This window comes from Pauljensenia sp. UMB3104 (assembly GCF_030217285.1).
Taxonomy (GTDB): Bacteria; Actinomycetota; Actinomycetes; order Actinomycetales; family Actinomycetaceae; genus Pauljensenia.
In genome coordinates this window covers 1-20,692 of the sequence record NZ_JASONN010000018.1, presented here as the reverse complement: position 1 = coordinate 20,692, position 20,692 = coordinate 1, and the positions used below count along the sequence as shown (strand labels likewise).

The window sequence follows — 20,692 nt, the reverse complement described above, 5'->3', positions numbered from 1 at the left end:
CTCCCTACTCACCGTTGCGCGGGGGAAGTGTCGTCAACAGCGAAAAGATGTCCGTCATCATCCGCCCAATTTGGTTGACAACGACAGTAAAAGGACGTTGGAATGGATCGCGTTGTTCATATGTGTCCAGTGATCCGGGAGGGCAAAGGGTGATCAGTCCGGTAATATCCTGCCGTGACTCAAGTGCTTCTTTTGTGGTGTCGCTGTTTCCTATTGACTCAAGTGTATTCCGTAGTAGATTAGTTTGTTCCTCGTTGAGGATGTGCTTTGTTCTATCGTCAGACTCTATCTTTTTTAGGAACTTATTGCTAAAGCACAGAATGACTAGATCGTATTTTGTGAATTGTTCGAAATTGTAAGTGTATTCCTGCGTATCTGAGGTTATGTCGGTAGATTGGTTTGTGATGTTATCCTTATTTAGTAGTTGTGAGTAGTATAACTGTTCCTCAACATTGTAGCACTCTTCTTTTTCTCCGATGAGGAGGATTGTTTTATTCTTGAGTCCGTAATCAACGCGGCCTTTGAGTTTAAGTAACCCTTTGCCGACCGTTTCAACAATGAAGTACCCGGGAATCAGTGCGAGTAGTGTGTATGCTGCTGGAAGTGCAAAGTTAATTGCGAATTCTTCGGGTGTTGAGTGACAGCGCCCGTAAAATAATAGGAATATCACGCCTAGAACAACTGTGCTAAGAGTGATTAGCTTACTGTGCCTTTGGCACCATGGAAGTGCTTTATCTCGTAGCATTCTTATATTTCCTCTCTTACGCGGCCACAGCGTCTATGACGCCCATGCCGTAGCTTGTGTGTGAGCCGACGTTCGTGTATGCGGATAGGGCCATGAGGCGCGAGAAAATGCGGGTCGCCTCGGCGCCCTCGATGCCGCTGATGCGTAGACGGCCCTCGTGGGCCGGGATCCGGCGCGAACTCAAGCGGCCCTGGCCTGCGTTGCGGGGCATGGCCAGTGAAACGAGTGATGTGCGGGTGAAATCTTGGGTCGCCAGCACGCTCGCCATGGCATCGCGGTCGATGCGTGGGGGAGCAAGCCTCCGATTCCATGCCCACCAACGCTGCTGCAGACTCGTCGCAATCGTCGCCGGAGACAGGCTTGGCACGTGATTGCCCTTCGATGAAAACGTCGTTGGCGTGACCAGGCGTATCTCCCACGCGGTGTCCTGGTCTCGCTCCGCTAGCTCTTCCCACGAGGCCTGACTGATGATCTGGCCCTCGGTTGCAACCAGTACCGCGTCATCATCGGTGCCCGCCCCGAGGCGCATGACTCCGCCCCAGGACAGCCACGCATCCAGCGTGTCAATCAAACGGTCGTCCAGGAAACGCACCTCGACTCCGAACGTGGATGCCGAATGGCTGAGCTCCCCGAGCGAATACGGCTTAACTCCACCGGCCCCGTGCGGAGGGCGGTGGGCCAGAGTCGGGAACTGCGCGGCCCTCTCTGGGCTAATCCCCGGCGGCAAGTCCAGCACCGCAGACAGGGCGGCGTGAAGTCGCCGCGGCGTCGCGGGCACTCCATCGGGCGCGTCAAAGCTCAGGTAGACGGATGCTGGCAACGGTGCCTCCCATCACTCGCGTGTGACTGTCGTCTCTGACCCTAACATGGCTGTCGCTATAGGTCATGCGCAACTGTCAAGTTGTCTGGCAAGTTGAAAAATACAAGCGGATCGCCGGGAAATCCTTGTCGTAACATTCGATTTAATCGCAGGGTAAATTTGTGGCCCCATAGCTGTCCAATAGAATGTTGGGTCGAATTCAGGCAAGCTCCCACGCCTGCCAGGCAAGCATTGGGGGAGTGGTCTCAAAACCCCTTCGGGCACCCACCCCTCCGCTTCTTCACCAAAAGGTCAAGGATTCTTAAAATGTGAAACCCTCTAGGAGGTTATCGACAAACCTTGACACCATGGTCCAATGGCGTGCCATCCGGAATCCCTTCGTGGAATCCCCTCGCGGGATCCCCTCAGGGACAGCCCCGGAGACGCGTCCCCATCAGAACAGAAACGAGGAACAATGATGCATCAACGCTCATGGAAGACCCTCATCGCGGGAGGTGCGGCGCTCGCTGTCGGCGTCACGCTCACCGCGTTCGGCGCCCCCGCGCATGCGGCCGGCACCCCGGGGATCACCTCTGAGGCTCGCGCCCAGGACGAGGTCATGAACTACGCGGTCAACCTGACCGCCGACGCCTCCCGCTACGACTTCAACGCGGCCGTCTCCAAGGCCTCGGAAAGCGGCGTGGTGCTGGCCCAGTACCCCGAATTCAACACCTTCTTCGTCCAGTCGGTGAAGGCCGCCTTCGCGCCCACCCTCGGCAAGAACCTCGTCGACACCGGCATCTCCTACCAATCGATCGGCCCCACCCGCTACAAGACGGTCACCGGCAACGAGGTGCGCACCGAGCAGCCCCAGAACACCACCTCTGAGGCCAACGCGGTCGCCGACGCCGCCGGCACGCACACGACCGGCCTGTCCGCTGACTCTCAGCTCAACGACTTCACCCCCGACGAGGGCGACGCCAACGCCTGGGGTCTGTCCGCCATCGGCGCGATTGACGCCCAGCAGGTCGACGTGGCCCGCGAGAAGGTCACCGTCGGCATCATGGACACCGGCATCGACCCCGACCACAAGGATCTCAAGGACAACCTCGACGCCTCGCGTTCAGTGGGCTGCCAGATGAACGGCATCCCCAACCAGGACCCGAGCGCTTGGAAGGATGACCACTACCACGGCACGCACGTCGCCGGCACGATTGCCGCCGCGCACAACGCGTACGGCGTGGACGGCGTGGCCCCCAGCGCCACGATCGTCGCGATCAAGACCTCGAACGAGGCCGGCTCCTTCTACCCGGAGTACGTGGCCTGCGCCTTCGACTGGGCTGCCGAGCACGATATTGACGTGACGAACTCCAGTTACTACATGGACCCTTACGCCTTCTGGATGCCCACCGAGGGCTCCCAGGCTGCGGGCCTGGAGGCTGCCTCGCGCGCGATCCGCTACGCGAAGAACCACGGCGTCGTCAACATCGCCGCCGAGGGTAACGACAACGATGACCATGACAATCCGACGATCGACAAGGCTTCGCCCAACGACGTCGAGGGTGCCGCGGTCGAGCGCAACGTGGCTGGCGGCGTGGACGTGCCCGCCATGCTCAACGACTCCGTCGTCTCCGTCTCCGCCCTGGCCCTGCCCACCGGCACCGATCCGGCTACGGCCACGCTCGAGCGCTCTAAGTTCTCCAACTACGGCAAGAACTCCGTGGACGTGGCCGCTCCCGGCTCGCGCATCTGGTCGACCCTGCCGACCTGGAAGAAGGATCCGCCCTTCGGTTACCTGTCGGGTACCTCGATGGCTTCCCCGCACGCCGCGGGCGTTGCCGCACTGATCAAGCAGATCCACCCGGACTACACCCCCGATCAGACGATTGAGCTGCTCAAGAAGCAGGCGGGCTACACCTACGACCGCCTCGCCGTGCCGACCGACGGCAAGGAATACCGCGGCGCTGGCCTCGTCAACGCCCTGGCTGCCGTCCTGAAGGACCAGCCGCAGCCGGTCGTCGGCAACCTTGAGTACTCGCACGACGGCGTCACCGATTGGCGTCCGCTTGCCGACGCTCACGTCTCGGGCACGGTTTACGTGCGTACCACGGTCTCCGGCCCCGTGACCGCGGCGTCCCTCCAGGTCGCCGATAAGGAGCCCGTGACCGGCACCGGCACCGGCGCCTTCACGGGTAACGAGGTCACTCTCGTGGCCGGCCCCTACGCTGCCGCCGACCTGATCGGCGATGGCCCGCACGTCGACGTCACCGTGTCCGCCGAGGGCCGCAACAAGGACTCTCGCGCCGATGACGACGTCAAGGATTCGGTCTACTTCCACGTGGACGAGTCCCTGCACGACGGCGGCGCCTGGGTCAACGCCGCCGACGGCTGGAAGTACTGCTACACCGACGGCTACTGCGCCCGCAGCAAGTACGTCACGATCGATGGCGACACCTACTACTTCAACGGCGACGCCGTGATGGCGACCGGCTGGGTCACCTTCGACGGCGCGTGGCACTGGATGACCCCGTCTGGCCGCATGGCCAAGGGTTGGGCCAACGCGAACGGCACCTGGTACTACCTCGATCCCACGACCGGCGCCATGGCGACCGGCTGGGTTAACGACGGCGGCACCTGGTACTACCTGAACGCCTCTGGCGCGATGGCTACCGGTTGGGCCAACGTTGACGGCTCCTGGTACTACCTGAACGGCAACGGCTCCATGGCCACCGGCTGGACCGCCGTGAACGGCAAGTGGTACTACCTCACCGGCAGCGGCGCGATGGCGATCGGCTGGGTCAACGACGGCGGTACCTGGTACTACCTCGATGCCTCCGGCAAGATGGTGACCGGCTGGGTCACCATCGACGGCACGCGCTACCACTTCGCGCCCTCCGGCGCCTGGATCGGCTGAGCGATCAGGGGACGAGGCCGGGGCTGGGACGCTCCGGCCTCAACCCTCGCGCTGAGCGCACCGGACGCAGAGCGCACCGGACGCAGAGCGTGCCTGACGCCAAGCGTGCCTGACGCGCAGCGCCACACGCTCAGCGCAACTGAATACACGAGGGGCGGGCCCGAACGTCATGTTCGGACCCGCCCCCTTGTCTCTCACAGGTCCCGGGAGAGATCCGGGCGCGCCCCCTCGTCGTGCCCTGGAGACGCGATGGGGGTCACCCCAAGGAGTCGAAGAGGACCTGCAGGCCCTCGCCCATGGTCGGGTGCGCGATCGGGAGGAAGCGCAGCTGCTCGTAGGTCAGCCCGCCCGCCATGGCGACGTGCACGGCCGTGATGACCTCGGAGACGTTCGGGCCGATCAGCGTGGCGCCCAGGATCTGGTGCGTGTTCGCATCCACGATGGCCTTCCAGAAACCCTCGCCCGCGTATCGCATCGTCTTGGCGCGCGGAATCGCGGCCGTGGGAATCTTCGCGATACGCACGTCCAGGCCGGCCTCGCGGGCCTCGCCCTCGGACAGGCCGATGCGGGCCAACTCGGGGGTAGCGAACACGGCGTAGGGGATCGTGCGGCCCTTCGTGGTGGTCGTCGGATCATCCAGGGACGCGCCGGTCAGCTGCGCGCGGATGATGCGGAAGTCCGACCAGGATGCGTGCGTGAACATGGGGGTGCCCGCGCAGTCGCCGGCCGCCCACACGCCCTGCGCAGAGGTGCGCAGGTGCTCGTCCACCGCGATGAAACCGCGATCGGTGAGCTCAACCCCGGCCTCGTCCAGGCCGATGCCGTCCGTGTTGGGCACGCGGCCCACGGCCACCAGGACCGCCTCGGCGGACACCGTCGAGCCATCGGAAAGTGTCAGGGTCGTCGTGTTGCCCTCACGCGAGGCGGACTCGGCGCGGCCCGGCACGATGCGCACGCCGGCGGACGTGAGGCCAGCTTCGACGACGCGGGCGGCGTCCTCGTCCTCGCGAGGCAGCACGTGATCGCCCGAGGAAATGAGCGTGACGTCCACGCCGAAAGTCGCCATCATCGACGCGAACTCCACGCCGATGTAGCTGGCACCGATGATCGCTAGGGAGGAGGGGAGCTCCTCGAGGCGCAGGATCTCCTCGTTCGTCCAGGCGCCGGACTCCCACAGGCCGGGGATCGCAGGACGCGCCGGACGCGAGCCCAGGTTAATGAGGACGCGCTCGCCGCGAATCGTGCGCTCGCCGCCGTCCTCCAGCGCGATGGTCACCGTGCGCTCGCCCGTGAAACGAGCCTCGCCACGGATGAAGTCCAGGCCGGGGGCCGCGAACATCTTCTCGTGCGCGCCGACCATCGCACCAACGATGCCCTCCTTGTGGGCGCGGAGCTTCGCCAGGTCCACGTGCGCCCCCTCGGTACCGACGATGCCGAACGCCTCGTCCGTGCGGGCATCGCTCAGGCGGCGAGCCGAGTTGACCAGCGACTTCGTCGGGATGCACGCGACGTTAATGCAGGTGCCGCCGACGAAACGGCGCTCCACCATGGCGACCTTCCAGCCCGCCTTTGCGCGCTCCATCGCGAGGGACTTTCCGGCCTTGCCGCCGCCGACGACCAGCAGGTCGACGGTCTCGATTGCGTTCGTGGACATGTTTCTCCTTGGGTAGTTCAGGGTTACCTATCTCAACGCACCGGACCTGGATCTATTCCAACAGGTGGTCAATCATTGGGTGCGCATTATCACGTTGAAACGGCCATATGACGCTCGTTTGGCGGGTGTAATGAAGCGAAGGGTCACATAGTGATCGTGCCGTTCGTTCAAACCCCCGTCGGCATGCTTAGATAGGGGGCATGAGGGCTCTAGAAATTGGTGATTTCAAAGAGGATGTGGGGGCCGCACTCGCGCGCGCCTCATCCGGTGAAGTCGTCACGCTCACAGAGGAAGGCCAGCCCGTCGCCGAGCTGGGCCCCGTGCGCATGTCGACCTACGCGCAGCTGCGCGAACTTGGCCTCGAACGTCCCGCCATGGCGGACCTTGACGCCTACCAGATGCCGTCCAAGAACCTGCCCGACGGGCGGGGAATCGTCGGCAAACTGGACGAGTAAACGCCCGGCGCGGGGGAGCGCGAGCATGCTACCCCCGGCGCTTGGCGCGGTTCGTGGGCTCCGCGTGCAGCGGGTCCTCGGGCCACGGGTGCTTCGGATAGCGCCCGCGTAGTTGCGCGCGCACGTCCCGATACGGCCCCGCCCAAAACGACGTCAGGTCAGAGGTGACCGCCGCGGGACGCCCCGCCGGATCCGTCAGATGCAGCACCAGAGGCACGCGCCCGTCCACCAGTCGGGGCGTGTCCGTCCACCCGAAGGCCTGCTGGACGCGCAGCGTGAGCACAGGGTGCGCGCCGCTCCAATCGATCGGTCGGGTGCCGCCCGACGGGATCGGCATCTTCTCCGGCGCCAGCTCATCCAGGCGCGCAGCATCCGGCCACGGCAGCATTGAACGCAGCGCGTCGAGCATCGACACCTTGGATAGGGATCCGCCGTTCGCGAGGCGCTTCGCCCAGGGGAGGAGCCACTGATCCGCGGTGCGTGCGAGGGCCTCATCCGACACGTCGGGCCAGGGATCGCCGAGCACCTCGTGGAGCACCCGCATGCGCTCGCGCAGGGACGAGGCCTCCTTCCCCCAGCCCAGATCGCCCAGACCGTGGGCGGCCAGGTGCTCGGCCACCAGCGCGATGGCCTCCTCCTCGCTCAGGGACGAGGCCGGGGCGGCCTTCAAGGGAATCGCCCCCAGGGTGCGCGTGCGTGTGGCTGTGAGAACGCCCTTGTCAATCGAGGCCTGCGTGCGGGTTTCCAGCAGCGCCGCGCCCGCGGCCAGGGCGTCCTCCTCCGACAGGGGTACAGCCGCGAGAATACGCGCGTGGCGCGAAGCCGGAGCCCGGTCAATCGACGCGACCGCCAGCCATTCCTGCCCCTCCAGAGGAGAGCCCTGCGGCAGCTCAGCACCCACGCCACCCGCCAAAATGTAGGCCATCGACCCGGGGCGGCGACGCGCAATCCACTCCGGATACGCCAGCGCGCACGTCAGCGCCAACTCGTCCTCGCGGGTACGCGCGTGCGCATCCTGGCGCGCAGGTGCCGGGGCAAGCACGTCTGTCGCTGAAGAATTCGGAAGGCGCTTCGCCAGGCGCTCCAAGCGCGCCTGCGTCTCCTTCACCCGGGCCGCCTGAGCGTGCGCACCTGAAGTGCCGCTGGCGCCTCCGCGACCCAGCCGACGCTCCCACGCACCCAGGTCAGCCCCCGGAGCGCGTACGTCCTCCGACAGGAGGGCCACGAAACGCGCCGCCTTCGACGCCCCCAGGAGCGCGCTCGACGCCAGGAGGGCCCTGCCCAAGGGCGGGTCCAACGGCAGCGACGCCAGCGTGCGGCCGAGAGCGGTGGCGGCCCCGGCCTCGTCGATGGCGCCCAGGGAGGACAGACGCTGCCCGGCGGCCTCCCACGTGCCCGCGGGTGGAGCGTCGAGCAGGGCGAGCTCCTCCACTGGGGTGCCCCACGCGGCCACCTGCAGGCGCGCATCCGTCAGGTCCTGCGTGGCGATGCCGGGCGCGGACTGCGCGGGCCTGCGTGCCACGTCCACCGCATCCATGACGCGCACTGCGATGCCCGGGCCGGTGCGCGCGGCGCGACCCGCGCGCTGCTCGAGGCGCGCGAGCGCAGCCGGGACCGTGACAAGCGAGGAGAGGCCGCGACCCGCGTCAAAGCGCGGCTCGCGCGCAAGCCCCGCGTCCACGACGACGGACACGCCCGGGACCGTCAGCGAGGACTCCGCAATCGACGTCGAGAGGATGACGCGGCGGCCGGAAGCGGGGGAGAGCGCGCGGTCCTGCTCGGCGGCGCTCAGCTGTCCGTGCAGCGTCAGGACCGGCATGCCGCCTAGGCGCAGGTTGCCTCGGACGGTCTCGATCTCTCCCACACCCGGCAAGAACACCAGAACCGAGCCCTCGGTGGCGACGACCGTCTCCTCGACCGTGCGCGCCACGTGCGCCAGGTACTCGCGGCGCACACCCACGCGCTCGTTCCCGATCGCGCCCACCGCCTCGACGCCGCGCGGAGGGGGAGCGTAACGCAGCTCCAGCGGAAAAATATCCCCCGGAATATCAACGAGCGCGGGCTCCTCACCCGTCGAGGACCGCAGGAAATCCACCGTGCGCGAGGCCTCGAGCGTGGCCGACGTGAGGGCCACGAACAGGTCGTCGCGCAGCGCCGAACGGGCATCCAAGGCAAATGCCAGCGCCAGGTCCGTATCCAGGTCGCGCTCGTGGAACTCATCCACGATCAGCGCCGACACTCCGGGTAGCTCCGGGTCGCGCTGCAGTCGACGCAGCGCCACGCCCGGCGTCACCATCTCGACGCGCGTGCGTTCGCTGGCGCGCGAATCCCCGCGCACCGAATAACCGACCTGCCCGCCGACCTCCTCGCCGAGCAGGCGCGCGATCCTACGCGCCGCCGCCCGCGCGGCCACCCTGCGCGGCTGGGTGACGAGCACCCGCCCCGCCGACGCGTCGTGGCTCACCAGCGCCACCGCCACCGCGGGCGGCAACAGCGTCGTCTTACCCGTGCCCGGAGGCGCCGTGATCACCGCGCAGCCACCCGGCCGCGTCGCCGCCGCAATGTCGCCCAGGGCGCGCGTAACCGGCAGCTGTGGCGGGTGCGAAACGAGTTCTTCGAGGATGGGCATGGCTCAATATTCCAAAAGAGAGTGATACTGCTGACGGGCTTTCATTGCGTGAAGCTGCCATTTTTCCGCAGCATTTCAACGTCATACCCGGCTTCTGCCTCTGCGACCCACGCATCAATCTGTTCGTCGCTGACAGCTTCCCCGCGAATGGTCTGTTTGTTCATACACACAGGCTAATACGAAGGTGATGAGGCTGAGGAAGATGGGGCGGCAGAGTAGACTGGAAGCAGTATGACTACGGAGAACACAGCGCCGGCGCTCGCGGCGGCCACCCTCGCACACACCACGGGGCGCGTCACCATCCCCGCAGACATGGACCCGATCGTGGTCCTCGGCGTCGCAGACCAGGTCCTGCGCGCCCTCGAACGCGGATTCCCGCACGTCCGCTTCCTCGTGACCGGGCGCGAAATCTCCCTGGCAGGCACCCAGGCCGACATCGACGTGGCCGCGGGCCTCCTCGAAGAACTCATCGGCATGGCCCGGCGCGGCACCGCCCTGGACGCGGCCGCCGTCGAGCAGGCCATCGGGCTGCTCGGGCGCCTGACCTCGGGCGAGGCCCCCACGGAGGAAATTCTCTCTGCGCGCGGGCGATCGATCCGCCCCAAGACCCCCGGCCAGAAGGCGTACACGGACGCCATCGACCGCGCAACCGTCGTCTTCGGCATCGGCCCCGCGGGCACGGGCAAGACCTACCTGGCGATGGCCCAGGCCGTTCGCCGCCTCCTCTCCGGCGAGGTACGCCGCATCGTGCTGACCCGCCCGGCCGTTGAGGCGGGGGAGAACCTCGGCTTCCTTCCCGGCTCCCTCACCGACAAGATCGACCCCTACCTGCGCCCGCTCTACGACGCGCTTGGCGACATGCTCGACCCCGAGGCCCTGCCCAAGCTCATGGCCGCCGGAACGATCGAAGTCGCGCCCCTGGCGTACATGCGTGGACGCACCCTCAACGACTCTTTCATCATCCTGGACGAGGCCCAAAACACCACGGTCGGCCAGATGAAGATGTTCCTCACGCGCCTCGGCTTTGGCTCCAAGGTCGTCGTCACGGGCGACGCCTCGCAGGTTGACCTGCCGGGCAGCCAGACCTCGGGCCTGTCTGTCGTCGAAAGCATCCTCGGCGACATCGATGACATCGAGTTCTGCCACCTGACCAGCGCCGACGTCGTGCGCCACGAGCTGGTCGGCGCAATCATTGATGCCTACCAGCGCTTTGACGATCGAAACGCCGCGCGTCGCGCACGCACGCGCAGCCACAACACCGCACGCAGGGAGTACACGTCATGACTGAGGTCATCAACGAGACCGACTACGAGATCAACGAAGCCGAGTTTTCCGCGCTGGCCGACTACGTGCTCGACCAGATGCACGTCAGCTCCGACGCGGAAGTCAACATCATCTTCATCGAGCCCGAGCCGATGGAGGACCTGCACGTGCGTTGGCTGGACCTGCCCGGCCCGACCGACGTCATGAGCTTCCCCATGGATGAACTGCGCCCCGGCACGGCGGATCACCCCACGCCTCCCGGCATGCTCGGCGACATCTGCATCTGCCCCAAGGTCGCCGCGCGCCAGGCCGCAGAGTCCGGCCACAGCGCCGCCGAGGAGATGCTGCTCCTGGCCACGCACGGCATGCTGCACCTCCTGGGATACGATCACGCGACCGACGCGGAGCGCGAGGTAATGTTCGCGCTCCAGCGCAAGCTCCTGCTGACCTTCCTGGCCACCCGATGATCCTTCCCCTTGAAGCGTCCCCGGCCTCGTCACCGCTGGACGTGCCCTCCGTCGCGCTTCTGATCCTCGCCGTCATCGCCCTGGCCTCGGCGTCCTTCGCGCAGAGCGTCGAGCAGGCCATTCAACGCCTGACCCTGGCCGGCGTCGAGGACCTCATCGAGGAAGAACGCAGGCACGCGCGCGTCCTCTACGGGCTCGTGGATCGCCGTCGGCGCACCCTGCTGTCGCTGCGTGCTTTCCGTACGTTCTGGCAGGTCGTCTACGCTGTCATGGGCACGATCGTCCTGGTCGGCACGAACCTGCCGTGGTGGGCCGTCGCCCTCATCGCCGTCAGCGTGATCGCAGCCATCCAGCTGGTCTTTGTCTCCTTCCTGCCCGCCCAGTGGGGCGCGCGCAACCCCGAAGGCATCGCCCTCGTTGGTACCAGGCTGGCTGACCGTCTCGCGCGCCTGAGTCACCTCGCGGACCCGCTGCTGACCCGCGTGCGCTCCTCTCGTCCCGCGCCAGAACCCACCGAGGCACAGGCGCGCGCCGAGTTCATCTCCGACCTGCGTGAAATCGTCGATGAGGTCGGCGAACCCGAGAGCTTCGAGGAAGAGGACCGCGACATGGTCCGCTCCGTCCTCGACCTGGGGCACACCCTCGTGCGCGAGGTCATGGTGCCGCGCACCGACATGGTGACCATCGACGCCGACACGCCCGCCCCCTCCGCGCTGCGCCTCTTCGTGCGCTCCGGATTCTCGCGCGTGCCCGTCGTCGGCGACGACGTGGACGATATCCGCGGCATCCTGTTCTTCAAGGACCTCGTCTCCCGCTGGGAGGCCACGGGCGGCCAGCTCGACATGCGCGCCGAGCAGATGATGCGCCCCGCCGAATACGCCGTCGAAATGAAGCCTGCGGACGACATGCTGCGCCAGATGCAGGCCGAGCGCTTCCACATGGCGATCGTCATCGACGAGTACGGCGGTGTCGCTGGCCTGGTCACGCTCGAGGACATCCTCGAGGAGGTCGTCGGCGAGCTGACCGACGAGCACGACCGCCACGCCATCGAGCCCGAAGAAGTCGAGCCGGGCGTGTGGCGCGTGCCCGCACGTTACCCGATCTCCGAACTGGGCGAGCTCCTCGACCGCGAGATTGAGGACGAGGACGTCGACTCCGTCGGTGGTCTGCTCGCCAAGGCGATCGGTAAGGTCCCCCTGCCCGGCGCGACCGGTACCCTCGCTGGCGTCATGATGACCGCCGAAGGGGCGCGCGGACGCCGCCGCCAGGTTTCCACGATCCTGTGCCGCCTCGACCCCGACGCGCAGCCCCTGACCCCCGACCACAACCCCGCCGAAGACAAGGACAACTGACATGCGATTCCCCTCCGACGACGAACTCATGGCCGGCCCCAACGCCTTCGGGGACGCGCGCATTGAGGTCGAACCCGACGCGGCCGACCCGGAAGCCGACGCTCGCGCGCAGATCGACGCCGGCCTCGGCGAAGACATCGAGGACGAGGCCGGGGAAGAGCCCGGCGACGACGAGGATTCCGAGGACGAGGTCGACGAAGAGTACGATGAGCTTGAGGGCCTGGAGGACGAGGAGGACGCCGACCTCGACGCCTTCGAGGCGCTGACCTCGCTCGCATCCCTGCGCGAGGACGCGGCCGCGACCATCGAGATCCCGGACTTCCCCGAGGACTTCCGTGCCGGCTTCGTGTCGATCGTCGGGCGACCCAACGTCGGCAAATCGACCCTGACGAACGCGCTGGTCGGACGCAAGATCGCGATCACCTCGGGCCGTCCCGAGACCACGCGTCACAACATCCGCGGCATCGTACACGGGGATAACTACCAGCTGGTGCTCGTGGACACACCCGGATACCACCGCCCGCGCACGCTGCTGGGCAAGCGCCTCAACGACATGGTGCGCGAAGCCCTCTCCGAGGTCGACGTCGTGCTCTTCTGCCTGCCTGCCGACCAGCGCATCGGCCCCGGCGACCAGTTCATCGCCCGCGAGCTGCGCGGCATCAAGCGCCCGATCATCGCGGTGGCGACCAAGTGCGACGCCGTGCCGCGCGAGCGCGTCATGAAGCACCTGCTGTCCATCGAGAAGCTGGGGGAGTGGGCGGCCATCGTCCCCGTCTCCTCCGTGGAAGGCAAGGGCATCGACCACCTGCGTGAGGTGCTCGCCGAGACTGTGCCGCTCTCGCCCCCGCTCTATCCCGACGGCGACGTCACCGACGAGTCGCGCGACACCCTCATCGCCGAATTCATCCGCGAGGCCGCCCTGGAGGGCGTGCGTGACGAGCTGCCGCACTCCCTGGCCGTCCAGGTCGAGGAGATCATCGAACGGCCGCGCCGCGAGGGCGACGACCGCCCGCCGATGCTTGACATTCACGTGAACGTCTATGTCGAGCGCGACTCCCAGAAGGCCATCATCATCGGCCGCAAGGGAAGCCGTCTCAAGCAGATCGGCACGCAGGCCCGCGCTCACATTGAGGAGCTGCTGGGCAGGCGCGTCTACCTCGACCTACACGTGCGCACCGCCAAGGACTGGCAGTCCGACCCCAAGATGCTGGGACGCCTCGGGTTCTGACGTGCCGAGCGTCATCCGCGTGCGCGGCGCCCGCGTCCACAACCTGAAGAACGTGGACGTCGACGTTCCCCTGAACGCGTTCGTCGCGGTCTCGGGTGTGTCCGGGTCGGGCAAGTCCTCCCTGGCCTTGGGCACGCTCTACGCCGAGGGGTCGAGGCGCTACCTGGAGTCCCTGGCGACATACACGCGCAGGCGCATCTCCCAGGCGGCCAAGGCCTCGGTCGACGAGGTGGCGCACGTGCCCGCCGCGCTCGCGCTGCGCCAACGCCCGGGCGTGCCCGACGTGCGCTCCACCTTCGGCACGGCGACGGAGCTTCTCAACCACCTGCGCCTCCTGTTCTCGCGTGCGGGTTCCTACCTGTGCCCGAACGGGCACCGCGTCCCGCCCTCGCTGGGCGTTGCCCTGGAAGTGCCCCTGACGTGCCCGCAATGCGGGGAGTCCTTTGACGGCCTCGGCGCGGAGCAGATGGCCTTCAACTCGGGAGGCGCGTGCCCGGTGTGCGAAGGGACGGGCGTCCAGCGCGTCGTCAACCGCGCGTCCCTCGTGCCCGACCAGTCCCTCACCATCGACGAGGGTGCGGTTTCCCCGTGGGGGTCTCTCATGTGGAAGCTCATGAAAGACGTCGCCCGCGAGATGGGCGTGCGCACGAACGTGCCCTTCCGGGATCTGAGCGATGCCGAAAAGACAATCGTCTACGAGGGGCCCGCCGAAAAACGCCACATCGTCGTCGCCACCAAGACCGGTGGCGCGGAGCTGGACTTCACCTACTTCAACGCGGTCGCCACCGTCGAGAATGCCCTGTCGAAAGCGAAAGATGAGAAAGCGCTCGCCCGCGTCGACAAATACCTCATCACCCGCACGTGCCCGGCATGCGACGGCACACGCCTGGGGGAGCGGGTGCGCTCGACGCTCATCGACGGCATCGACCTTGGCGAGGCCTCTCGCCTGAGTCTCACGGAACTGCGCGACTGGGTCCAGCGTGTCCCCGGCCTCGTCCCGGAGGAAGTGGCGCCCATGGCCCGCGTCATCGTCGACGAGATGACCGAGCCGATGGATCGCCTCGTGGAGCTTGGCCTGTCCTACCTGTCCCTTGACCGCGCGTCCTCGACGCTGTCCAATGGCGAGCGCCAGCGCGTGCAGCTCGCCCGAGCTGTGCGCAACCGGACGACCGGTGTCCTCTACGTCCTCGACGAGCCGACAATCGGCCTGCACCCCTCCAACGTCGACGGTGTCCTATCGATCATCCGTGAGCTTATCGCCGACGGAAACTCCGTTGTCGTCGTCGACCACGACACGCGGGTCCTGGGGGCCGCCGACCACCTCATCGAGATCGGCCCGGGAGCTGGCGCGGACGGCGGTCGCGTCATCTTCCAGGGCGCCATCGACGAGGCCTCCCACGCCCCAGCCTCCCGCATCGGCCCGTACATGGCTGGGGTGCGTCGGGTTAAGCGTGCGGCCGGGGAGTCAGATCGGGGCGCGGACGTCGATGGGCGCGGCGCGATTCACCTGGAGACCTCGCAGATACACACGGTGCGGCCCCTGAGTGTGGACATTCCCATCGGCTCGCTGACGGCCGTTACGGGCGTGAGCGGGTCGGGCAAGACGACGCTCGTGCTTGAGTCGCTGGTTCCCGCACTGCGTGCGCGCCTGGCGGGCGACTCCCTGCCTGCGCACGTGCGCGACGTGGATGCTGGCGCTCTGTCGCGGGTCAACCTCATTGATGCGACGCCGATCGGTGTGAATGTGCGCTCGACTGTGGCGACATACTCTGGCGTGCTGGACGAGCTGCGCCGGGCCTTTGCACGCACGGAGCAAGCGCAGGTGGCCGGGCTGAAACCCGGTGCGTTCTCTTACAACACGGGCTCGCTGCGTTGTCCGACCTGCGATGGGACCGGGCAGATCACCCTGGACGTTCAGTTTCTGCCCGACGTTGACATCGAGTGCACCGAGTGCCGGGGGAGCCGTTACGGCGCGCAGGCGGCATCGATTCGCCGTGATGGGTTGAGCCTGCCCGACATCATGGCGATGAGCGTCGACGAGGCCCGGGTTGCCGTGCGCGGTCTGAAGAAAGCGGGTGCGCTCCTAGAAACGCTGTCAGGCCTAGGTTTGGGCTACCTGACGCTGGGGGAGGCCACACCCGCCCTGTCCGGCGGCGAGGCGCAGAGACTCAAGTTGGCCTCGGAGATGGGACGGCGCCAAGATGGGACGCTGTTCGTCTTCGACGAGCCGACCATCGGCCTGCACCCCGACGACGTGCAGGTCCTCCTCGACGTGTTGCAGCACCTCATCGAGCGGGGAGCGACGGTGCTCGTCATCGAGCATGACCTGGATTTGATTCGTTGCGCCGACTGGATCATCGACATGGGTCCGGGAGGCGGCATCGAGGGTGGCCGTATCGTCGCACAGGGAACGCCGACCGATATTGCAGCCAACGAGGCTTCGGTGACGGGCCGCTACCTGCGCTGACGGGGTTATCATTACGGGCTCGGTGTCCTGTGCTCGGGTTGCTTGTGGGCGGGAAGTCACTCGGTTTGCCTGTGCCGCGTTTGTTCTTGTGTGTTGGGGCGCTGCACCCGATCCGTAGGCAATGCACCTCTTCTGTTCGGGTGTAGTGCCCCAGATCGGGTGCAGTGCCCCAGATCGGGTGCAGTGCCCCGCGCTTCTGGCAGTTGTGGTGGTGCCGGGGATGTGGGCGCCTTCTGAGAGTTGCCTACTGCTTGGGGTTCTGTGTGGCCGCGTGTGGTGGTTCCTCAGAAATATCGCATGCAATTCCCGTGCAAACACTTCAAATATTGAAATCATATCGTTGGAATTGCAACATTTTGGGGCGCTGTAGAAAGTTCGGATATCCGAATTGCATGCGACTTATGGTTGATGAAGCGCGACAGGCGAACTCCTGTGTGCGGACGTCGGCCCACGGCACTGTCCACGATCCCCGGGTCGCTTCGACCTGTCCGGCTCAGCTGCGTTGCCGCGGTTTGCGGTGCTACCCGTAGGACCCAGCTGCTATGCCCCGAGACAGAACCGCTCATGAAGAAGGCATAACGCAGTGCCCGGCTGCCGCGTGGCAGCCGGGCACTCCTGCGTCGTGATCAGATCACTTGACGATGACGACTCGCAGGAAGCGGGGGCCGTGCACGCCGTTGACGCGGACCAGCTCGATGTCGGAGGTCGCCGAACCGCCGGCGAGCCAGGTCATCGGACGGGTCGGGTTCTTGCCGAGAATATCGACCGCCTGGGGCACCGTGGGGACGATGTCGGAGGCACGCAGAACGACAACGTGCGTGTCGGGCACGAGCGTGATCGCGCGGCGCCCCTGGTCGGGCTCGCCATCGAGGACGATGGTGCCGGACAGGGAGATAGCGACGCGGCAACGCGTGACGACGGCGTCGATCTTGTCGAGCTCCAGCGTCGGGATTGCCTGCTCGCGGCTATCCTCGCGCACCGTGCGGCCGTCGCGGGCTGCGGCCTTCTTGAAGACGTCATCCAGGCCCGAGGGAACCACGACGGAGGTGGCCTCCTTGTCCGCCAGGAACTTCGAGACCGCGTCGGCGGCCTCGTCGTCGCTGGAGACCACGACGACCTGCGCGGAGTAGTCCTCGAGCGTCTCAATCATTTCCTCGACGACCGCATCAGAACCGGGCGCGTGCTCGGTGGAGCGGATGTAGTCGCGGGGGATCGGACGCACCGGACGGTCCTGCTGGGAACGAGAGATGGCGTCGCGCGCGCGAGCCAGGATCGCGGTCTTTGCGTCCATGGTGGTGGTGCTCATGTCACGCCTCCTTCGGGGTCGTGTTGGTGGTCATGCCGTGCTCGGACGCGAGCGGGATGCCCGTCGCGGGGGCGTCCGTGCGAGGCGCGTTGGCGTCGGAATCCTTGTGAGTGCGCTTCCACCACTGACGGAAGGTCTCCTTGGGAGCGACCGGCAGGTCGCGCGCGCGGGTCCACAGCGAGGCCGGGAAGGGCAGTGCGCCAATCGCACCCTTCTTCGCGAAGAGGCGCGTCGCCTTGGTCGGCATGTTCGCGACCTTCCACAGCTTTGCGTTCGACATGACCGGGGTGGTCACGCCCATCGCGAGGTCCCACACGTCGGGCACAAGGTTGCGCTTGACGTCGACCGTGCGTGCACGCATGTGAATGAGGATCGTCGGGATATCGATCTTGACGGGGCAGACCTCGCCACACGCACCACACAAGGAGGACGCGAAGGGCAGGGTGTGCACCGGATCGTGCTCGTCGAGGCCCTGGGTGAGCTGCGGGGTCAGGATCGCGCCGATGGGGCCCGGGTAGACGGAGCCGTAGGCGTGGCCGGAAGTGTGCTGGTACACCGGGCAGATGTTCATGCACGAGCCACAGCGGATGCAGGCGAGGGCCTGGCGGCCGATCGGGTCGGCGAGGACCTTGGTGCGGCCGTTGTCCATGAGGATCAGGTGGAATTCCTGGGGGCCGTCGCCGGGGGTGACGCCCGTCCACATGGAGGTGTAGGGGTTCATGCGCTCGCCGGTGGCGGAACGAGGCAGGAGCTGAGAGAAGATCTCGATGTCCTGGAAGCGGGGGACCAGCTTCTCGATGCCCATCAGGGTGATGAGCGTATCGGGCAGGGTCAGGCACATGCGGCCATTGCCCTCGGACTCGAAGATCGAGACGGTGCCGGTTTCCGCGACGCCCATGTTGGTGCCGGAGACAGCAACCTTGGCGTGCAGGAACTTCTTACGCAGGTGGGAGCGTGCCGCGGCGGTCAGCTCGGTCGGGTCGTCGGAGAGGTCGCGAGGAGCGTCCTCCATGCGATCCAGGAAGATGCCGCGAACCTCGGAACGGTTGCGGTGGATCGCGGGGACCACGATGTGGCTGGGCATGTCGTCGGCCAGCTGGACGATCATCTCGGCGAGGTCGGTCTCGCGAGCGTGAATACCCTGTTCCTTCAGGTACTCGTTGAGGTTCGTCTCCTGGGTGGCCATGGACTTGACCTTGACGATCTCGTCGACACCCTTGGACTTGATGATGTCCGCGATGATGCGGTTGGCCTCGTGCTTATCGCGCGCCCAGTGGACGATGCCACCGCGAGCGGTCACGTTGCGTTCGAACTCTTCGAGGAGCTCGGGCATGCGGGACTCGACTTCGAACTTGACGGCCTCGGCTGCGCTACGCAGGTCCTCCCAGTCGGGCATTTCCGCGACGCGCTGCCCGCGCTTGGTGCGGATCGTGCGGGTGGCGTGGCCCAGGTTGCGGCGCATCTGGGTGTTCGCCAGGGTCTTGCGAGCGCCCTGCGGGAACGTGGGGCCCCAACGGAGGGTGTCCTCGGGGATGGAGACGGTGGTGCGCCAGCCGCCGGTGTGGGCCGCAGCATTCGCGTCGTCAGAGACCACGCCGGGCATACCGATGAATGTTTCAGACATGTCAGATCACCTGTGCGCTTTCGGGTGCGAAGGAGATGTTGCCCTCGAAGGGCTGGTCCTTGGTGGATGCCAGGATCTCGGCGATGTGCATGGGGCGGATGCCCGAGTTGAGACGCGAGAGGCCGCCGCCGACGTGCATGAGGCAGGAGTAGTCGCCCATGACGAGGACCTCGGCGCGCGTCGACATGACGTTGGTGACCTTGTCTGCGAGCATCGACGTGGAGGTCTCGGAGTTCTTCATGGCGAAGGTGCCGCCGAAACCGCAGCAGACCTCGGCGTCGGGCAGATCAACGAGGGTCAGGCCCTCAACGGCGCGCAGGAGGCGGTAGGGGCGGTCGCCGACCTTGGCGACGCGCAGCGAGTGGCAGGTCGGGTGGTAAGTGACCGTGTGAGGGAAGTACGCGCCCACGTCCTCCAGGCCCAGCACGTCGGTGATGAGCTCGGTGAGATCGTAGGTGTGTTCGGCGATGCGCTGGGACTGCTTCGCGAGTTCCTTGTCACCCACGTGCTCGGCGACGACCTTCTGCTCGTGGCGCGCTGCACCGGTGCAGGAGCCGGAGGGGACGACGATGGCGTCCCACTGGCCGTCGAGCACGGGCTCGAAGGTCTTGACGTGGTTGCGGGTGATCTTCGCGGCGTCTTCGAAGTAGCCGGTGTTGGCGTGCATCTGGCCGCAGCAGACCTGGTCTTCAGGGAAGACGACCTCGTGGCCGAGGCGTTCCAGCAGGGTCACTGTGGCCTGGGCAGCCTGGGGGAACATAACGTCTGCCAGGCAGGTGGAAAAGAGAGCGATGCGCACTGGGGGATCCTTCCTCGTGGGTGCTGTCCCACCCAGGTTATGGCTAGGTCTGAGGTCCCAGCATGCGTTTTTGTTCAGACAGTGTGCGCAAGGTTGTTTTACCCGCCATTTATCGCGGAAAAATCGCCCACAATGATCAGTGAAAAACAGCGTCTTATCGGGCGTTTTAGGGCCTTCGAGACGCGACTTAGCTCAGGGTGAGTTTTCGTTTTTCGGTTTTGCGATGGTTTTGTGTGCGCAAGAGGTCGCCCCGGCCTCGTTCCTCGTCGACCGGCCGTCCGTTTAGTGGGCTTTGACGGTGATGCGGGGAACGGGTGCCTTGCTGAAAAGGTATTGGGTCGGACCTAGCTGCGTGTGAGCTTGTTGCTTAGTGGCATTGCACTACTTAGGGCAGCATTGCACTAGATAGTAGGTGGTGCAATGCCCTCGTAACTAGTGCATTGCTGTCGTCACTAGTGCATTGCCTCCGGGCGCCGCGCCTGGTGCTGGCCGGTTAGGTGCGGCCGCTGTCAGCCCCACGATGAGACTTGTTGCCGATGAGGTGTTACACCCGATCGGGAAGATTCAACCCCTTCTGATCGGGTTGAATCTTCCCGATCAGGTTGAATCCTCCCTCATGGGTTGAATACGTGTCTTTAACGTTAACGTACTAGGCGTTGAGGCCATCGCCGGTGACGATGATGAGGTTACAGTCAGCGGAGAACGCGAACTCGCGGATCTCGAACGATCCCCATTCTGAATAGATGGCTCCTGGATCGGTGTCGAGGACCTTATTTGCAACGGCTGGGTCAACGGTTGTGAAAGAGCAATCCTCAGGTACGTACGTGTACAGGAGGGGGTGGATGCCGGGCAGCAACGAAGATTCGCCGATGCTGTCGTCGACCAGCATGGTGATCGTCGTGTCGGGGACCTCGGCGACACCGGTCAGCCAGAATTGGCGATCCGGCGTCGGCTGCCAGGAGGCACCATCCCGGAAATGGGCTACGAGGA

General features: G+C 65.9%; 15 protein-coding genes and 1 pseudogene. 7 read left to right on the top strand and 9 right to left on the bottom strand.

The window, feature by feature from the left end; translation table 11 throughout:
* Positions 1 to 4: 4 nt before the first annotated feature.
* Both QP415_RS08495 and cas6 read right to left on the bottom strand, forming a co-directional pair.
* A complete protein-coding gene (locus tag QP415_RS08495) occupies positions 5 to 745 on the bottom strand; it encodes a hypothetical protein (RefSeq protein ID WP_285099689.1) in 741 nt (246 codons plus the stop codon).
* A gap of 16 nt (positions 746 to 761) precedes the next feature.
* Positions 762 to 1,565 (bottom strand): CRISPR system precrRNA processing endoribonuclease RAMP protein Cas6, encoded by an 804-nt coding sequence (gene cas6 / locus QP415_RS08490; RefSeq protein ID WP_285099688.1) that lies wholly within the window; start codon positions 1,563 to 1,565, stop codon positions 762 to 764.
* A gap of 457 nt (positions 1,566 to 2,022) precedes the next feature.
* On the opposite strand from cas6, the gene QP415_RS08485 reads away from it, so the two are divergent.
* Positions 2,023 to 4,458, top strand: a complete 2,436-nt coding sequence (locus QP415_RS08485) for a S8 family serine peptidase (RefSeq protein ID WP_285099687.1) — start codon at positions 2,023 to 2,025, stop codon at positions 4,456 to 4,458.
* 256 nt (positions 4,459 to 4,714) lie between these two features.
* Here the strand turns inward: QP415_RS08485 and QP415_RS08480 are convergent, their stop codons facing one another.
* Positions 4,715 to 6,112 carry a dihydrolipoyl dehydrogenase family protein gene (locus QP415_RS08480; protein WP_285099686.1) on the bottom strand — a complete coding sequence of 466 codons (1,398 nt, stop codon included), beginning with the start codon at positions 6,110 to 6,112 and terminating at the stop codon, positions 4,715 to 4,717.
* Between the two features lie 200 nt (positions 6,113 to 6,312).
* Here QP415_RS08480 and QP415_RS08475 point away from each other — a divergent pair, with 200 nt between their 5' ends.
* Positions 6,313 to 6,567 carry a type II toxin-antitoxin system Phd/YefM family antitoxin gene (locus tag QP415_RS08475; RefSeq protein ID WP_285099685.1) on the top strand — a complete coding sequence of 85 codons (255 nt, stop codon included), beginning with the start codon at positions 6,313 to 6,315 and terminating at the stop codon, positions 6,565 to 6,567.
* Positions 6,568 to 6,595: 28 nt separating this feature from the next.
* Here QP415_RS08475 and hrpB read toward each other — a convergent pair whose 3' ends face one another.
* Together hrpB and QP415_RS08465 are read right to left on the bottom strand one after the other, a co-directional pair.
* The gene (gene hrpB / locus QP415_RS08470; RefSeq protein WP_285099684.1) at positions 6,596 to 9,196 is read right to left on the bottom strand and encodes an ATP-dependent helicase HrpB; all 2,601 of its coding nucleotides are present in this window, start codon (positions 9,194 to 9,196) and stop codon (positions 6,596 to 6,598) included.
* Positions 9,197 to 9,237: 41 nt separating this feature from the next.
* The gene (locus QP415_RS08465) at positions 9,238 to 9,360 is read right to left on the bottom strand and encodes a toxin-antitoxin system antitoxin subunit (protein WP_285099683.1); all 123 of its coding nucleotides are present in this window, start codon (positions 9,358 to 9,360) and stop codon (positions 9,238 to 9,240) included.
* Positions 9,361 to 9,427: 67 nt separating this feature from the next.
* On the opposite strand from QP415_RS08465, the gene QP415_RS08460 reads away from it, so the two are divergent.
* The 5 genes from QP415_RS08460 to QP415_RS08440 are packed head-to-tail and all read left to right on the top strand — an operon-like array spanning position 9,428 to position 15,973.
* A complete protein-coding gene (locus QP415_RS08460) occupies positions 9,428 to 10,480 on the top strand; it encodes a PhoH family protein (RefSeq protein WP_016461312.1) in 1,053 nt (350 codons plus the stop codon).
* Entirely contained in the window at positions 10,477 to 10,926 is a 450-nt protein-coding gene (gene ybeY, locus QP415_RS08455; protein ID WP_016461311.1) for an rRNA maturation RNase YbeY, read from the top strand. Before QP415_RS08460 ends, ybeY begins: the two co-directional genes overlap by 4 nt.
* The gene (locus QP415_RS08450; RefSeq protein WP_285099682.1) at positions 10,923 to 12,278 is read left to right on the top strand and encodes a hemolysin family protein; all 1,356 of its coding nucleotides are present in this window, start codon (positions 10,923 to 10,925) and stop codon (positions 12,276 to 12,278) included. The genes ybeY and QP415_RS08450 overlap by 4 nt, the downstream gene beginning before the upstream one ends.
* Position 12,279: 1 nt before the next feature.
* Entirely contained in the window at positions 12,280 to 13,506 is a 1,227-nt protein-coding gene (gene era / locus QP415_RS08445; protein ID WP_285099681.1) for a GTPase Era, read from the top strand.
* 1 nt (position 13,507) lies between these two features.
* Positions 13,508 to 15,973: an excinuclease ABC subunit UvrA gene (locus QP415_RS08440; RefSeq protein ID WP_285099680.1), complete on the top strand. Its 2,466-nt coding sequence runs from the start codon at positions 13,508 to 13,510 to the stop codon at positions 15,971 to 15,973.
* 631 nt (positions 15,974 to 16,604) lie between these two features.
* Here the strand turns inward: QP415_RS08440 and QP415_RS08435 are convergent.
* From QP415_RS08435 to QP415_RS08420, 4 genes and pseudogenes are all read right to left on the bottom strand, one after another.
* Positions 16,605 to 17,279, bottom strand: coding sequence for a LutC/YkgG family protein (locus tag QP415_RS08435; RefSeq protein ID WP_048675520.1), 675 nt, complete (start codon positions 17,277 to 17,279; stop codon positions 16,605 to 16,607).
* Position 17,280: 1 nt separating this feature from the next.
* On the bottom strand, positions 17,281 to 18,903 hold the full coding sequence (locus QP415_RS08430) for a LutB/LldF family L-lactate oxidation iron-sulfur protein (RefSeq protein WP_285099679.1): 1,623 nt from the start codon (positions 18,901 to 18,903) through the stop codon (positions 17,281 to 17,283).
* Between the two features lies 1 nt (position 18,904).
* Positions 18,905 to 19,702 (bottom strand): (Fe-S)-binding protein, encoded by a 798-nt coding sequence (locus tag QP415_RS08425; protein ID WP_016461305.1) that lies wholly within the window; start codon positions 19,700 to 19,702, stop codon positions 18,905 to 18,907.
* 649 nt (positions 19,703 to 20,351) lie between these two features.
* Positions 20,352 to 20,692, bottom strand: a pseudogene (locus QP415_RS08420) (hypothetical protein); the annotation flags it as partial.

What these genes read in the sequence shown, in the direction of transcription:
- era (WP_285099681.1), top strand. Translation starts at nt 12,280, where the DNA reads ATGCGATTCCCCTCCGACGACGAACTCATGGCCGGCCCCAACGCCTTC.
- QP415_RS08485 (WP_285099687.1), top strand. Translation starts at nt 2,023, where the DNA reads ATGCATCAACGCTCATGGAAGACCCTCATCGCGGGAGGTGCGGCGCTC.
- hrpB (WP_285099684.1), bottom strand. Translation starts at nt 9,196, where the DNA reads ATGCCCATCCTCGAAGAACTCGTTTCGCACCCGCCACAGCTGCCGGTT.
- QP415_RS08475 (WP_285099685.1), top strand. Translation starts at nt 6,313, where the DNA reads ATGAGGGCTCTAGAAATTGGTGATTTCAAAGAGGATGTGGGGGCCGCA.
- QP415_RS08450 (WP_285099682.1), top strand. Translation starts at nt 10,923, where the DNA reads ATGATCCTTCCCCTTGAAGCGTCCCCGGCCTCGTCACCGCTGGACGTG.
- ybeY (WP_016461311.1), top strand. Translation starts at nt 10,477, where the DNA reads ATGACTGAGGTCATCAACGAGACCGACTACGAGATCAACGAAGCCGAG.
- QP415_RS08495 (WP_285099689.1), bottom strand. Translation starts at nt 745, where the DNA reads ATGCTACGAGATAAAGCACTTCCATGGTGCCAAAGGCACAGTAAGCTA.
- QP415_RS08480 (WP_285099686.1), bottom strand. Translation starts at nt 6,112, where the DNA reads ATGTCCACGAACGCAATCGAGACCGTCGACCTGCTGGTCGTCGGCGGC.
- QP415_RS08465 (WP_285099683.1), bottom strand. Translation starts at nt 9,360, where the DNA reads ATGAACAAACAGACCATTCGCGGGGAAGCTGTCAGCGACGAACAGATT.
- QP415_RS08430 (WP_285099679.1), bottom strand. Translation starts at nt 18,903, where the DNA reads ATGTCTGAAACATTCATCGGTATGCCCGGCGTGGTCTCTGACGACGCG.
- QP415_RS08435 (WP_048675520.1), bottom strand. Translation starts at nt 17,279, where the DNA reads ATGAGCACCACCACCATGGACGCAAAGACCGCGATCCTGGCTCGCGCG.
- QP415_RS08460 (WP_016461312.1), top strand. Translation starts at nt 9,428, where the DNA reads ATGACTACGGAGAACACAGCGCCGGCGCTCGCGGCGGCCACCCTCGCA.